General features: G+C 35.8%; 13 protein-coding genes and 1 tRNA gene. 3 read left to right on the top strand and 11 right to left on the bottom strand.

Translation table 11 applies throughout. The annotated features are described in order from the left end of the window. Window positions 1-365 precede the first annotated feature (365 nt). On the top strand, window positions 366-614 hold the full coding sequence (locus A9G09_RS07195; RefSeq protein WP_065634191.1) for a hypothetical protein: 249 nt from the start codon (window positions 366-368) through the stop codon (window positions 612-614). A gap of 357 nt (window positions 615-971) precedes the next feature. On the opposite strand, the gene A9G09_RS07190 is transcribed toward A9G09_RS07195, so the two are convergent. Further along, window positions 972-1,043: transfer RNA gene (locus tag A9G09_RS07190), tRNA-Arg, on the bottom strand. A gap of 126 nt (window positions 1,044-1,169) precedes the next feature. Between A9G09_RS07190 and A9G09_RS07185 the strand changes: the two genes are divergently transcribed. Then, entirely contained in the window at window positions 1,170-1,928 is a 759-nt protein-coding gene (locus tag A9G09_RS07185; RefSeq protein WP_065634190.1) for an MlaA family lipoprotein, read from the top strand. A 60-nt stretch (window positions 1,929-1,988) separates the two neighbouring features. On the opposite strand, the gene A9G09_RS07180 is transcribed toward A9G09_RS07185, so the two are convergent. Continuing rightward, entirely contained in the window at window positions 1,989-2,792 is an 804-nt protein-coding gene (locus A9G09_RS07180) for a TIGR03915 family putative DNA repair protein (protein WP_065634189.1), read from the bottom strand. Window positions 2,793-2,795: 3 nt separating this feature from the next. Next, a complete protein-coding gene (locus tag A9G09_RS07175) occupies window positions 2,796-4,061 on the bottom strand; it encodes a putative DNA modification/repair radical SAM protein (RefSeq protein ID WP_065634188.1) in 1,266 nt (421 codons plus the stop codon). 303 nt (window positions 4,062-4,364) lie between these two features. Here A9G09_RS07175 and fabB point away from each other — a divergent pair, with 303 nt between their 5' ends. Further along, window positions 4,365-5,576: a beta-ketoacyl-ACP synthase I gene (fabB, locus tag A9G09_RS07170; protein ID WP_065634187.1), complete on the top strand. Its 1,212-nt coding sequence runs from the start codon at window positions 4,365-4,367 to the stop codon at window positions 5,574-5,576. Between the two features lie 125 nt (window positions 5,577-5,701). On the opposite strand, the gene A9G09_RS07165 is transcribed toward fabB, so the two are convergent. The 8 genes from A9G09_RS07165 to fdrA form a co-directional block, all read right to left on the bottom strand. Continuing rightward, complete coding sequence (locus A9G09_RS07165; RefSeq protein WP_065634186.1) at window positions 5,702-6,424, bottom strand: amino acid ABC transporter ATP-binding protein; 723 nt, start codon at window positions 6,422-6,424, stop codon at window positions 5,702-5,704. Continuing rightward, window positions 6,411-7,172 carry an amino acid ABC transporter permease gene (locus tag A9G09_RS07160; protein WP_065634185.1) on the bottom strand — a complete coding sequence of 254 codons (762 nt, stop codon included), beginning with the start codon at window positions 7,170-7,172 and terminating at the stop codon, window positions 6,411-6,413. The genes A9G09_RS07165 and A9G09_RS07160 overlap by 14 nt, the downstream gene beginning before the upstream one ends. A gap of 12 nt (window positions 7,173-7,184) precedes the next feature. Then, a complete protein-coding gene (locus A9G09_RS07155; protein ID WP_065634184.1) occupies window positions 7,185-7,967 on the bottom strand; it encodes a basic amino acid ABC transporter substrate-binding protein in 783 nt (260 codons plus the stop codon). A gap of 354 nt (window positions 7,968-8,321) precedes the next feature. Continuing rightward, window positions 8,322-9,557, bottom strand: coding sequence for an alanine--glyoxylate aminotransferase family protein (locus tag A9G09_RS07150; protein ID WP_065634183.1), 1,236 nt, complete (start codon window positions 9,555-9,557; stop codon window positions 8,322-8,324). A 56-nt stretch (window positions 9,558-9,613) separates the two neighbouring features. After that, window positions 9,614-10,537 carry an HTH-type transcriptional activator AllS gene (allS, locus tag A9G09_RS07145; protein ID WP_065634182.1) on the bottom strand — a complete coding sequence of 308 codons (924 nt, stop codon included), beginning with the start codon at window positions 10,535-10,537 and terminating at the stop codon, window positions 9,614-9,616. A 3-nt stretch (window positions 10,538-10,540) separates the two neighbouring features. Further along, entirely contained in the window at window positions 10,541-11,398 is an 858-nt protein-coding gene (locus A9G09_RS07140; protein ID WP_065634181.1) for a DUF2877 domain-containing protein, read from the bottom strand. 99 nt (window positions 11,399-11,497) lie between these two features. Further along, a complete protein-coding gene (locus A9G09_RS07135) occupies window positions 11,498-12,754 on the bottom strand; it encodes a DUF1116 domain-containing protein (protein ID WP_065634180.1) in 1,257 nt (418 codons plus the stop codon). A gap of 14 nt (window positions 12,755-12,768) precedes the next feature. Next, window positions 12,769-14,436 (bottom strand): acyl-CoA synthetase FdrA, encoded by a 1,668-nt coding sequence (gene fdrA, locus A9G09_RS07130; protein WP_065634179.1) that lies wholly within the window; start codon window positions 14,434-14,436, stop codon window positions 12,769-12,771. Window positions 14,437-14,691: the final 255 nt, after the last annotated feature.

Genomic DNA, 14,691 nt, shown 5'->3' with positions numbered 1-14,691 from the left:
TTCAAAATAGACAAATTGATAAAATCCAAGAAGCAATGTTAATAATATCAATATCTTAATAAAAATTAGAACTGTATACCAAACTGATTAAAAGATAAAAACAAATGCATAATGGCTTTTGTAAAGATCTAAATTACGTTTAGCAACAACCAAATAAATAAGATAACTAAATCATTACCAGATATTTATTGATATAACTAAATGCAATTTAACCTCACGCCAAAAATTTCTTTAATAACAAATTCGATATATTTTAATTATAATATTTATTAATAGATATAGTGATAACGACACTTACTTTATAAATTAAAGGAAATTTTATGAAAATATTTATCAAAACAATTATATTAATTCTGATTCCATTTATGCTACAGGCAAAACCCGATGTGTCAAAAATCTATGGAAAAATAAAATTTGTTGATTCATTCCCCGATTACAGGGTGAAAGTCGTGAAAAGTTTTCCCGATCTGCGGGTCAAAAAAACGAATGGTTTTGCAAACAAACCGGGAGAGTGGAAAATAGTCGATAGTTTTCCAAATTACAAAATACAGATTGTCGATTCTTTTCCTGATTTTACTATTCAGTATGTTGATTCATTTCCTGGAGTTAAATAATAATTAATTAGATAATTAAGTCGTCTGTTTTAACTTAATAAAAAGTCACAATTTAAATTGCGACGAAAAATAACAGTAATATCCTTGAACAAATAAATAGGTATTTTTTAGCTATTTCATGCTTAATACTATAACTGTTCAATCAGATCGATTTTAGTTATAGGATGTATTTTAAAGGATTAAAATAGAGAAAAAGTAGGCTCGGCTAACCAATCAATATTGAGTGCTTTTATATCCATAACTTCTTGTAATACAGGATAATATGTAATTTAGTCAGTCGTTGAGGTTGTATTTAGATTTTATCGTAAAACTTTCAATAAAAACGCTTTTTAAAATCATTATATTCTTATCAAAATCTGACCCCAGCAGGAATCGAACCTGCAATTAGCCCTTAGGAGGGGCTCGTTATATCCATTTAACTATGAGGTCACAGCGGCGTGTATTTTAATAAATTTATATCAATAATACCAATTAAATAACGAAAAATTTTCTATTTTAAGTAAACATGATACAATCGCAGCATCTCTAATCTTATATTATTTTGTCGAAGATATTATGAAAAAAAGAATCGTTGGCATGATGTTTTCTGTAATGGCGCTTACTAGTTGTGCAACTTATCAACCAGAAACCAATTCCTATAGTGATCCATTATCAGGATTTAATAAAGCGATGTTCAATGTTAACTACTATGCGCTTGATCCCTATATTTTACGCCCAGCCGCTGTTGTATGGAAAGATTATGTCCCTACCCCTATGCGAAAAGGCGTAGTTAATGTTTCATCAAACCTTTCCGAGCCAGCATCGATGGTAAATAACCTTTTACAAGGTGATGTGCATAAGGCTGGTACACATTTAGCTCGATTCTTTCTAAATACTGTTTTTGGTGTTGCTGGTCTTTTTGATGTTGCGAGTATGGTCGATCCACAGTTGCAAAAAGGCAATAAACGCACTTTTGGTGATGTTTTAGGTCACTACGATGTTCCTTATGGACCTTACGTTGTGTTACCTTTCTATGGTTCAGCGACATTACGTGAAGAAGGTGGAGGATTAGTTGATACACTCTATCCACCACTAGTTTGGTTAGATTGGCAATGGGCTTTAGTTCGTGGCGTGTTTGACGGGATTGAAGCGCGTGCAGTCGCTATTCAATATGAAGATCTTATTAAAAATAGTGATGACCCATACAATTTTATGCGTAATGCTTACTTCCAACGTAATGACTTTATTGCCTCCGGCGGCAAAGTGGACGAAGAAAAGCAACAACAACGTGAAGAGAGTATTAACAGCTTTATTAATGATATCGATTCACAATAGTTATAATAGTTATTGTTATTATTATTAAATAATTAAACCGCCACTAGCATTGGCGGTTTTTTATTTCCCTTTCATTTCAGGTAGATATTGCCAAAATCGCTTTGGCATCTGTTGACGTTGCAATTTAGGATTCACTCTTTCTTTAATAGTTAACGCGTTACAATAACGCAGCCACATGGTTTGAAATAGTTGTTCATCTTTAGTCATATAGTCTTGATTAATCATACTGTTAATAACTATATCTTGATGATTAGCTAGCGATATTCGTTCAATTTTTTCAAGATTATAAAAATAGCCATATTGCCGCTTCTCATCATAAATCGCCCATTTTTGATCCGCATAGCGATCTTGAAAAAAATTTAACACTAAGGGTAACGCATTATAAATTGGTGCAATGACCGCAAAATAAATTTTTTCACTTAAACTATTTTCACAAACGCTTATTGGATTGTTTATCGCATTAAATCGCACAAACTGCACTAAATGATGCTTTTCCCGACTCACTTTTTTAGCAATATCATGCACAGTTAGCACATCAGGATCGCCAAAATCGGTTTCAATTGAATGTGTTGATTGAAAAACTTTACAGATATAACGCAAAATAATTAAGTCACTTTCAGGAAGTTCTGACAACCAAACATACAACAACTGATTAAGCGCAATTTTTGAAATTTTTTTTTCGAGTGCAAGTTGTACCCGTTCGCATTTGCTGTTACGAAATTCAACTACATGCGTTTCTGTCGCTAATAAGGGCGCTACATCGCCTTCAAGCAATAAACACTCTGGCATTTTTTTTAACTTGAATGTGTCAAACACGGCACAAAGCAACCCTTCAAAAGTTTTGTCATAATAAAAGACTATCATTAACTAAAACCCCATTACTAATTGCTGAGGTAAAGAAGCGGCTTTTGCTTCTAACAAAGGTGGTTCTTGTAAAGAAAGACGAATATACTCAGCTGAAGAGTCAAGTAGCTTGAATTTTCGCATCTCATGACAAACAATAAAAAATTGCGCGCGCTTCAAAACTACCCCTATGCGTTTAAGTGCCTCTAAATTAAGTTTTCGATGGCGCCTTGCCATAACAATAAGTTTGGCCGATTTAACACCAATGCCGGGAACGCGTAAAATTTTTTGATAACTATCGTAATTAATATCTACCGGAAAAAATTGTGGATTACGTATTGCCCACGATAATTTAGGATCAACCGTCAAATCAAGATCCGGATAACTGTCATTTACAATTTCATCCACATCAAAACCATAAAAACGCAAAAGCCAGTCAGCTTGATACAATCGATTTTCGCGAACTCTAGGCACTTCTTGCAAGACAGGCAATCTTTTATCATAGCTATTTACTGGCACAAATCCTGAATAGTAAACACGCTTCATGCTGGGTCTTTTATATAACTTAGCGGTCAATTGTAAAATTTGATTATCCGATTCATCCGTTGCACCAATAATCAGTTGTGTACTTTGTCCTGCGGGTACGAATTTAGGAGTCGATTTTATTCTTTTACGATCTTCCACATTCTCCAATAAATTTTGTTGGATATGGCGCATGGGTTGATAAATGGTTTGATGATCTTTGTCTGGTGCCAATAATTTAAGATTTTTTTCTGTTGGAATTTCTAAATTAACACTCATTCGATCAACCAGTAATCCAGCTTGTTTAATCAAATCATTGCTTGCTCCGGGGATCGCTTTCATATGAATATAACCATTGAAATCATAGTCTTTACGCAAAATGGTAACAACTTTGATCATCTTTTCCATTGTATGATCGGGGCTTCGAACAATACCGGAACTTAAAAATAGCCCTTCTATATAGTTACGACGATAAAATTCTATTGTTAATTGGGCTAACTCTTTCGGGGTAAAACCCGCCCTTGGAATATCATTACTCTGTCGATTAATACAGTAAGCACAATCAAACATACAGTAGTTAGTCAACATAATTTTAAGCAATGCAACACATCGACCATCGGCGGTAAAAGTATGACAAATACCTCGACTATGAGCATTACCAATACCTTTATGTTTATTTGATCGAGAACTGCCGCTCGAAGCACAAGAAACATCATATTTAGCTGATTCTGCTAATATTTCAAGTTTATTAATCATTTTGTCGTTCATAACACACCACAATAACTGTTTTTATATACAGTATTATAAAGATTATAATAGTGTGTGCAACAATTTAATAAAGAATAATATTGGTTGATCCACCTCATCAGATCAGAAAATTCATAATAGTCATTGAATAAACTACCGGAATGAAAAGTACTAAATTAATCACGCTTTGTGATGAAAACGGATTATTATCCTTCATCAGCATAAATAAAATAGGTAATGGGGTATTGTTCAGCTTACAAGTGTACGCTATAATCACATCAATTTTTCATATGAAGCTAGATAATTTTAGGAGTAAAGCATTAAATGAAACGTGTTGTAATTACAGGGTTAGGTATTCTATCAAGTATCGGTAACAATACTAAAGAAGTTCTAGAATCATTAAAAGTAGGCCGAAGCGGCATTACTTTTTCACAAGAAATGAAAGATAGCGGAATGCGTAGCCATGTATGTGGAAATGTTAAATTAGATACAACAGGATTAATCGATCGTAAAATTGTTCGCTTTATGAATGATGCTTCTATTTATGGTTATTTAGCTTTACAACAAGCTATAGAAGATGCCAAATTAACCCCTGAACAAGTATCAAATCCTCGCACTGGTCTAATTGCCGGTTATGGTGGTTCAACAAAAACGCAATATAATGTCGTTGCAGGCATGAAAGAAAAAGGATTACGTGGAGTAGGCCCTTATGCGGTAACAAAATCAATGTCATCGGCAATTTCTGCATGTTTAGCCACACCATTTAAGATTAAAGGGGTAAGTTATTCCATGACTTCTGCTTGTGCAACATCAGTGCACTGTATTGGTCATGCAGCTGAATTAATTCAATTGGGCAAACAAGATGTTGTTTTTGCTGGTGGTGGTGAAGAACTCTGTTGGGAAATGTCTTGCGAATTTGATGCGATGGGTGCCCTTTCAACCAAATATAATGATACGCCAGAAAAAGCATCTAGAGCCTATGATGCAAACCGTGATGGTTTTGTTATCGCAGGTGGAGCGGGTATGGTAGTGGTTGAAGAGTTAGAACATGCGCTTGCACGTGGTGCACATATCTACGGTGAACTAGTCGGTTATGGTGCGACTTCGGATGGTTATGACATGGTTGCACCATCTGGTGAGGGTGCGATGCGTTGTATGCAGCTTGCTATTCAAGATTTAGACGTTCCTGTTGATTATATCAATACTCATGGTACTTCAACACCAGTTGGTGATGTTAAAGAGCTTTGGGCAATCAAACAAGTGTTTGGTGACAATATTCCAGCTATTTCTTCTACAAAGTCAATGACAGGTCACTCATTAAGCGCCACCGGTGCACAAGAGTTAATCTATTCACTATTAATGCTAGAGCATGGTTTTATTACACCAAGCATTAATATTGATGAACTTGATGAAGCCGCTATTGGTATGAATATCATTACTGAACCGACTGAACGTGAATTGACAACGGTTATGTCAAATAGTTTTGGTTTTGGTGGAACTAATGCTTCAATTGTGATGAAAAAATATAAAGCATAATTTAACTGATTGTTAAAAAATAAACTAAAAACCGTTCAAATTAGAACGGTTTTTTTATTTAAGGTAGCGATAGATAAGCGTAAATAAAATTGTCAAATCACTTTTAGCGCGTTTATTTTCAAGTTTTATAGAATTTTACTCAAAAATAACTGCGTTCGTTCATTTTGTGGATGATTAAAGATTTGATCGGGTGAACCCTGTTCTTGAATAATGCCCTGATCAATAAAAATCACCCGAGTAGACATTTCTTTAGCAAAGCCCATTTCATGAGTCACAACAATCATTGTCATGCCCTCTTGCGCAAGTGATTTCATCACCGCTAACACTTCACCTACTAATTCGGGATCAAGCGCCGAAGTTGGTTCATCAAATAACATTACTTTTGGATCCATCATAAGCGCTCTAGCAATAGCCACACGTTGCTGTTGACCGCCGGAAAGTTGACTTGGATAAGCATCAATCTTATCAATCAACCCGACTTTGGTTAACAATTTCTCTGCTTTGCTAATCGCGAGATCTTTGGGCATTTTTTTCACGTCTCTAGGTGCTAAAATAAGATTTTCCAGTACTGTCATATGTGGAAAAAGATTAAAGCGCTGAAACACCATCCCTACTGATTCTCGTAATTGATTAATATTGGTTTTAGGATCGTGCACTTTAAAACCATTAACTTCAATTTCACCGGATGTAATATCTTCCAATCCATTGATACATCGTAAAAAAGTGCTTTTACCTGAACCAGACGGACCAATTACCGAGATCACTTCTTTTTCTTGAATATCACACGAAATACCACGTAACACATGGATATCACCAAATTGCTTTTGTAGATTTTTAATGTGAATCACTTTTGCTCAACCTTTTTTCTAAATATTTTACCAGTAACGAGAGTAAGGATGTCATTATCCAATAAACCAAAGATATGACTAGGTAGGGCTCAGTATATGAGCCATAAGCCGCACCAGAAGTTCTTGCAGCGAAAGCTAAATCAGCCAGACCAATAGCTGCACCAAGGGAAGAATCTTTCAAAATAGCAATGGCATTATTACCTAGCGGTGGCAACATTCGCCGAAAAGCTTGGGGTAAAATCACTTTTCGCATGGTACTGCCATATCCCATACCTAATGAACGCGCAGCTTCCATTTGTCCTTTATCAATCGACTGAATCCCTGCCCTAAAAATTTCTGATATATAAGCACCAGCATTTAAAGTAATGGCTGTAACACATGAAATGAAAGCACCATATTGAGATCGTAGAAAGCGAGCGGTATCAACCGAAATCAAGTTATCAGATACAAGCAAACCATCTCGTGGGTTAATTAACAAAGGCATAAGAACAAAGTGAACGACCATAATTTGCACAAATAATGGCGTACCACGAAAAGCACTAACATATATTCTAACCGGCCATTGTACACAAAAATATAATGTATATTTCCAAACCCCATATTTTGCTGAAGCCGTGCGACCAATACCGAGCAATAATCCCCATAATGTGCCTAAAACGACACAAAACAGCGTACATTCAATAGTCATTTTTGCCCCTTCTATAAATAAGGGCAAGTATTCATTAATTATTTCCCAATTAAACGCCATAAAAAATCCACATTATTCTTTATCGGTTAAAGGTAAAGTTGGAACATTATTATCAAACCACTTTGAATAAATGTTGGCATAAGTGCCATTATCGATAATTTTTTTCAGTCCTTGGTTAATCATATTGCGCAATTTATCATTACCTTTTGCAACAGCAATACCAAAATATTGCGGCTCAAAATTTTGATCAGAAATCAGATTAAACTCTTTACCGGGATGCATTTTGATATAAAACTTAACTACACCAACATCGCCAATAGCAGCATTAATGCCTTCTTCATATAATTCTTGCAGTAACAAAGGTGTGTTATCAAAACGTTTAATTGACGTACTGTTTTTTCCTAATACTTTAGATACAACCACATCAGCTGTACTACCATTAACAACACCAACAGTATGAGAGCTCAAATCAGCGATAGATGTTATTTTCGACCCTTTTTGAGTCACAATAACTTGCTCAGCAGGAAAATAAGGTAAAGAAAAATCAACAGAATTTTTACGTTTTTCGGTAATCGTAATACCTGAAATGATAATATCGCGCTCACCATTATCTAAGGTAGCAAAAATACCTTCCCATGGTGTATTAATTAATTTAATTTTAAAATGTTGAACATCTGCAATGGCTTTAATTAAATCGATATCAAACCCTTCAAGTTGTTTTGCGCTATTTTCGTACTCAAATGGTCGATATGTACCGCCCGCGCCGACTACATAAGTTGCATCATCGGCATACGAAAAACTGGTTGTTAATAAAATAACAATACTGAAAATTAGTGAAAAAAAAGATTTGATCATTGTCTATCCTGCCTTGAAATAAATGGGGAAAATATAATAACTTTTGAACAAAATATTGCAACACTATATTAGAGCGTAATAACAAATGACGTTAATAGTTATAATAGAGTACTGCGTTTTTTTGCTGATTCACCACAATTACTAGCAAAAAATTTTCTAGCACAACCAACGCTTTGTTACTGCATTACAACTATGTTAACTCAATTAAAAATTGTTTAAAAACATTATGTTATTAATATATTGTTTTAATGATTTATTTTGTCTACTGTTAAACTCATTTTTTAGTATTAAATAAAGTAGAGCTAAATATAAAAAAGCTCACAAATGTGAGCTTATTATCATACTATTGATTGATTAATGATTCTGATAGATATCCCAAGCAGCCTGTAATCCAGCACCTTGTGTTGTTTTAAAGCCTACACGGTTTAAGACAGCTTCAAATGCGGTTAACGTTTGCATTACACATTGCTTTCTAGCGTTATATCCCATAGTACCAATACGCCATACATTACCTTTAAGTGGACCAAAAGATGCGCCAATTTCGATACCAAAATCATTTAACATTAGGTTGCGGACCTCTAGATCATTAATATGTTCTGGTTTTTTAACACCAACCACATTATTCATTTTATGAGAAATATCACCAAATAGCTCAAGTCCCATAGCTTGCAATCCTGCAACCATTGCCGCACCATTAACACGGTGACGCTCAATAACGTTATCTAATCCTTCTTGTAAAACAATGCGTGCACATTCTCTCGCAGCATAAAGCATCGATGTTGCTTCGGTATGATGATTGATACGTTCAGCCCCCCAATAACGGATGATCATGTCAATATCAAAATAGTTAGAATAAATAATTTCGTCACTACCACTGCTATCGCCATCTGCTCGAATACCCAATTCCACACATTTACGTGCTTGAATGATATCAACCATTTGTGGGCTTAACGTTAAGGGTGCAACACCAGGAGGTCCACTAAGACATTTTTGTAAGCTGACCGATACCCCATCTAACTGCCATTTATCGACTTCAAGTTCATTACCAACAATAGATGCAGTGGCATCAACATAAGATAATACGCCATGTCGACGACAAATCTCACCAATCTTATCTAACGGTTGCAACAATGTCGTTGAGGTATCACCTTGTACACAAAGTAATAAGCGAGGTTTAATTTTTTTAATAGCATCTTCAATCACGTTTGGATCAAAAACTTCACCCCATGGAACTTCAATGGTATGCACATCTGCTCGACAACGATGTGCTATTTCACAAAGTAATAAACCGAAACGACCAAAAACAGGCACTAAAACTTTATCACCAGGACGAATGGTAGAAACAAGCACCGCTTCGATACCGGCACGAGCGGTACCATCGATAACAAATGTTTGTTCATTTTTAGTTTTAAAAATGTCTCGATAAAGTTCCATGGTTTGATTCATATAATCAGTCATAACAGGATCAAATTGACCAATTAATGGAGCAGCCATTGCTCTTGTCACGCGTGGATCTGCGTTAATTGGACCAGGACCCATAAGCAACCGCGTAGGCGGATTAATTTGATCATATTTGTTTAGGTCTAACATTTATTTTTTTCCTTTATTTATATTTAATTATTTCAATAATCACACTGCATAGTGACTTATCGTTTTTTATCAATATTTTTTAAAAAATTATTTGCTATAGGATGATGAAATTTAAATAAATTAACAACTTCACTCATAACCTTGCCCATATGTGATTTTTTCCAAGCAAGTGATAATGGAGAGGGTTTTCGTTCGTTAACCACTTGGCAAGCAATTAAATCGCCTGAATCTAAATAGGGTTGGCAAATCGATTTTGGTAAAAATCCGATGCCAAGACCTTTTAAATGACAAGCTAATTTGGTTGAAATATTCGGGACAATAATCTCTGATTGACTCGGTAATAACCAAGCTACGCGTTTATTCATATGTACTGAAGTATCTTCAACATTAATGGCTGGGAATTTTCGTAATGATTCATTAGATAGTGGCCCCTCAATTTGGGTTACCGGATGATTTTTAGCGGCAACAAAAATCCAACTTACCTCGCCTAATGGAAGAATATTGATCATATTATCTAACGATTCAGTACCGGTGGCGCCAATCGCAAGATGGCATTCGCCATGCAATAATGAATCCCAAACGCCCATATAAACTTGGCGAGTAAAGTTAAAATTGGTAAAAGGAAATTTCTCTTTTAAATGCGCCAACAATTCTGTGACGGCATCAACATCATATAATAAATTATTAATCGTTACATTGACTTTACGCTCAACACCATCTCGGATTTGCTGAAGCTCATCGGGCATGGTCGATAACCAAAGTAACCATTGACTACAATGTTCATAAAGGTGCTGACCTGCTAAGGTAAGCGAAACCGATCGCGTGGTCCGTTCAAATAATTGGGTATTTAAGTCAGTTTCTAATGATTTAATACGATAACTAATTGCTGCTGGTGTTTTATAAAGCAACTTAGCCGCCTTTGAAAAACTATTACATTCAACGACTTTGGTAAATGTTCGCATTGTTTCAGTATCTAACATGATTCAACCCTCTAAAATAAAACGATCAATGCCTAACCACATACCAAGTAAAAGATCGGCACCAGAGGTATGACCATAATTTAATAATTTATCTATTGATGAATGATCTAACCTATTTTGGTTAAGTGCCTTAACCATCTGTAGTACTAATAACGAAAACTTACCTTCTAACGCATAATTGAGAAAAGATGCACTAATTAACGTTGTCAAAGAATTGAAAGATAAAGCTGACAAGCCATGCTTTAGTTGACTTAATTTACCGACAAAACGAACATCGCTTGAAATGATCGCGAGAAGACCCACTAAAATATCATCCATACTAGGTGTTAAACCTGGACCTAAACCTATAAACGGTGTAATGTCAACAACCTGTCCATCCATCAATTGTTTAATTTTATCACACAATAAATCAAGTTGTGGTGCCGATTTATCTATAATATTATCTTTCAAATTGCCAAACAATCCGGTCGGATAATCGACTTGTTGTAATAGCTGTACAATGGACTGTTTATTGAAGCTCAGCTTTTCATAACGTTTGATTTGCAAATGACATTGATGAGTATGATTCATGATTAAAATATCACCGCAAACCAAATCACCATTTAGTAGTTGATCTATTTTGAATTCATTGTTTAATAAAACTGATTTAATATAATCAAAATCTTCAGATTTAAGCACCCACCCCATTGGTGATATGCCACTTGCATATCGATGAAGCGTAATTAACTGCTGATGAGTATTAATTAAATTAATCGTGTGCTGATGTAAACTAAATAACGATAAAGCACCTTCGATTGTTGGCGCATGAGCACTAACAAGCAAAGGCCTAATTTTATGTAAGTAATTTTGATTCGATAACATGCAACTGTACCGATTATTCAGAGTAAAACACGTGTTTATTAAGCGATTATCAATATGTTGATTTAATCGATTGCAATTAGCATGCATCATATTCATAAATTATACTTCGAGCTTTATAGCCAGTGCTTCTAAAGCTTTTTCAAAACAAGCTAACGGTGCACGCACTGTTCCTGCGCCAATTTGACCAATGCCTGCCTTTTTATGAGCAATACCGGTATTGATTAATGGCGTAATTCCGGTTTCAACAATGCGGCGTATATCTAATGCCATACAGCACCCCTGAAAATTCCAAGATGGTATTTGAAATAGCATGTTATGTTCTAAAAATATTTCACTCATCTCCTCTGATACCTCGTACGCAACATCAGCACCACCTGCACCTACAAATCGTGTAACACCTGGCGCAGCAACCATTGCAGCACCACCTATACCAAAAGTTTCAGTTATCGCACTGTCACCAATATCGGGATTGGCATCTTGCTGTGAATAACCGGTAAAAAATAGGCCTTGAGGTGTATTTACTGGAGCGGTAAACCACTGATCACCAAGGCCACTAACTTTAATACCAAAATCTTTACCATTACGTGTCATCGCGGTAACAATTGTCCCAGCTTGAATCTGGGCGGCACTATCCATTACGGATTTACAAAAAGCCATAGCTACATTTAAGAAAAATTGATCTGTAACACTTAAAAAATCAAAGATTTTTGCCATCTCTTCTTGGCTACGTTTAAGTACAGCTAATTTTGGTGACAACGTGCGTAATAATAATGCAGAAGCAGCAATATTACGTTGGTGAAATTCATCTCCCATAGTAATGGCTTGCGCCATCAATGCGGTTAAGTCAATGCCTTTATCAAATAATTTAAGTGCATCATTTAATGCTGGGCCTAATGATTCTTTCATCCAACGATGGCGATTTAAGACTTCTTCACCATAAGCACCAAAGCGCATGACTTTACCAATACCTTCGTTCAAATTACAGTATGCTCGGTTACCATGAGTAACATTTTCAACAACAACCATTGGCATATTAGCAGAAGTAATTCCACCCATTGGACCGACGGCATTAACTGAATGACAAGGAATAAATTCTACTTTACCTGACTGTAATAACTGTAAAGCTTCATTTTCATCTTTCGCCCAACCTTCAAATAAACAAGCACCAATACAAGCACCTTGCATTGGTCCTGTCATATCATGCCAAACAATAGGTGGGCCAGCATGCAGTAATTTTTGTCCTTGTGCTAACGTCGGTACCGCTTCTTTTGCTGCAACTACGCCAATCCAATGAGGCCTAGCCGCTTTAATTCGTTCAATAATAGCTTGGTTTGCTTCATTTATTGATGTATTCATATTGTCAAAACCTCTTAATTTAATTTCTTCAAAATAGCCGCTAATTTTTGATTACCGCCCGCTATTGGTGCCCATTGATAATGCACAACAGGCACATTCGATGCTTGAAGATCTTCAGCAAAGCTTCTAAGACCGGCATTAATCACACTAATATGATCAAGTAATGGGTACTGTTTTAACGAACGTATTTGCTTTAACGGTGAAATGAGTTTTTTTGCCAATAAAATTGCTTCCGGTAAATTGTCCATCACCACGATATTGGCAGCTTTTAAGGCATCAATCTGCTTGCTACGGCATTGTGGATCTTGCTCAGAACCGGTTACAGTAACAATCGCAATTAAAGGATTATCAGCTGCACGTTTAGCGCACGCTTTTTGATAACCAGTAATAATGGATTCGGCAGGGTTAGTATTAGCGCCATAGCCAATAACCAAATCCAATAATAGAACACCAACACTTGTGTTATCACCTAACTGAGAAATTTCTTGTTCACGAATTGAAGGATCAATCATTGGATGTGGGCGACCTACAGTATAAAAATCATCACCAAGATCAATTATCTTATGACCGTTTTGATCTAACATGATGCCTTTATCATGATTTTTGCTAACCGTTAAGCCAAGCTCGAGAGCAAGTAACATAGCCGCTTCTGAAGCTAATGTGCCCCCAGTATATAAACCTAAAATAGAACGATGTTCCGCATGACTTAATTCACTTGCACTTGCTTCTACTTTACCTAATAAACATGATAATCGCGCGGCTTCATCCAACGTTCGGGCAAAATAAATATTTTCATCTTGTGGTTTATCTATGTTAGAACCTAAAAATATTGCGACAATTGGTTTGTTAATCAACTTCATGGCAGAAATCACTTTTTTACGCACACTCTCCGCCGGCGGCTTAGAAATAAACGTGATCACCTGTGTTGCCTGATCCGCAGCTAGCATATCTAAGGCAGTTAATGCACTAATACCACCGACTTCTTGAGATAAATCCCGCCCACCCAAACCAATAGCTTGAGTAATCCCCTGATTTAATAAGGCAATTTGTGAAATAACTTCTTGGATACCTGTTCCAGATGCACCAATTACGCCAATATTTCCCTTCGCAATGACATTGGCAAAAGCTAAAGGCGCACCAGCAATAATGGCTGTACCGCAGTCCGGTCCCATTACAATCAAATCTTTTTCTGACGCTTTGGTTTTCAAGCGAATTTCATCATCAAGAGAGACATTATCCGAAAATATCATCACATTTTTATTATCATCCAAAGCTTGTTCAGCCAATCCAGCAGCATACTCACCCGCTATAGAAATAAGCACCAAATTAGCATCAGGCAATTTTTGATTTGCGCTAGCAAAACGTCTTGCTTTAAGTAATTTACTCCCACCTTGCTGTTGCTGTGCAATATTTTTTAACGCATCTTCTAATTGTTCACTAATCAACTCCACCACATTACAAGAATTATCATGAGTTTTAATAGCCACACAAATATCATTGGGTGTTGCTTGATTAAACATATCATCCCAAAAACCGGTTGCAGTAAGCAGCGATTTATTGGCTGGGGTACCCATCATGACGGAAACTTCATCAACTTCATCAAGATTACTGAGTTTTTTTGAAATTAGCATTAAACTAACTGAATCTTGAAAGCTGCCTTTTTTTATAAAAGATTGAATCATGAGATTTGGCCTTTCAGTTATGAAAAAATTAAGTTCTGTTTAGATATAGACAGATACTCACTTATTACTTATTGAGATACTTTCACAGACGGCAATGATTGATTTTACAGGTGCATCCTGTTACCCGTTTTAAATTATTCTGATTAATAACAATAAATAGTAAGACACTATCACATCTAATTTACAGATTGTATTTATATATTACGTAAAAAATAGTGAATAAGTAGGTTGGATGTCACAAATTGACGATTAATC

Origin of the sequence: Gilliamella sp. wkB292 (assembly GCF_001690235.1) — a bacterium.
GTDB lineage: Bacteria > Pseudomonadota > Gammaproteobacteria > Enterobacterales > Orbaceae > Gilliamella > Gilliamella apicola_F.
Note: the sequence above shows the minus strand (reverse complement) of the source record. Positions and strands in the feature narration are given on the sequence as shown.

What these genes read in the sequence shown, in the direction of transcription:
- fabB (WP_065634187.1), top strand. Translation starts at nt 4,365, where the DNA reads ATGAAACGTGTTGTAATTACAGGGTTAGGTATTCTATCAAGTATCGGT.
- A9G09_RS07150 (WP_065634183.1), bottom strand. Translation starts at nt 9,557, where the DNA reads ATGTTAGACCTAAACAAATATGATCAAATTAATCCGCCTACGCGGTTG.
- allS (WP_065634182.1), bottom strand. Translation starts at nt 10,537, where the DNA reads ATGTTAGATACTGAAACAATGCGAACATTTACCAAAGTCGTTGAATGT.
- A9G09_RS07185 (WP_065634190.1), top strand. Translation starts at nt 1,170, where the DNA reads ATGAAAAAAAGAATCGTTGGCATGATGTTTTCTGTAATGGCGCTTACT.
- fdrA (WP_065634179.1), bottom strand. Translation starts at nt 14,436, where the DNA reads ATGATTCAATCTTTTATAAAAAAAGGCAGCTTTCAAGATTCAGTTAGT.
- A9G09_RS07195 (WP_065634191.1), top strand. Translation starts at nt 366, where the DNA reads ATGCTACAGGCAAAACCCGATGTGTCAAAAATCTATGGAAAAATAAAA.
- A9G09_RS07160 (WP_065634185.1), bottom strand. Translation starts at nt 7,172, where the DNA reads ATGGCGTTTAATTGGGAAATAATTAATGAATACTTGCCCTTATTTATA.
- A9G09_RS07175 (WP_065634188.1), bottom strand. Translation starts at nt 4,061, where the DNA reads ATGAACGACAAAATGATTAATAAACTTGAAATATTAGCAGAATCAGCT.
- A9G09_RS07140 (WP_065634181.1), bottom strand. Translation starts at nt 11,398, where the DNA reads ATGTTATCGAATCAAAATTACTTACATAAAATTAGGCCTTTGCTTGTT.
- A9G09_RS07155 (WP_065634184.1), bottom strand. Translation starts at nt 7,967, where the DNA reads ATGATCAAATCTTTTTTTTCACTAATTTTCAGTATTGTTATTTTATTA.
- A9G09_RS07180 (WP_065634189.1), bottom strand. Translation starts at nt 2,792, where the DNA reads ATGATAGTCTTTTATTATGACAAAACTTTTGAAGGGTTGCTTTGTGCC.
- A9G09_RS07135 (WP_065634180.1), bottom strand. Translation starts at nt 12,754, where the DNA reads ATGAATACATCAATAAATGAAGCAAACCAAGCTATTATTGAACGAATT.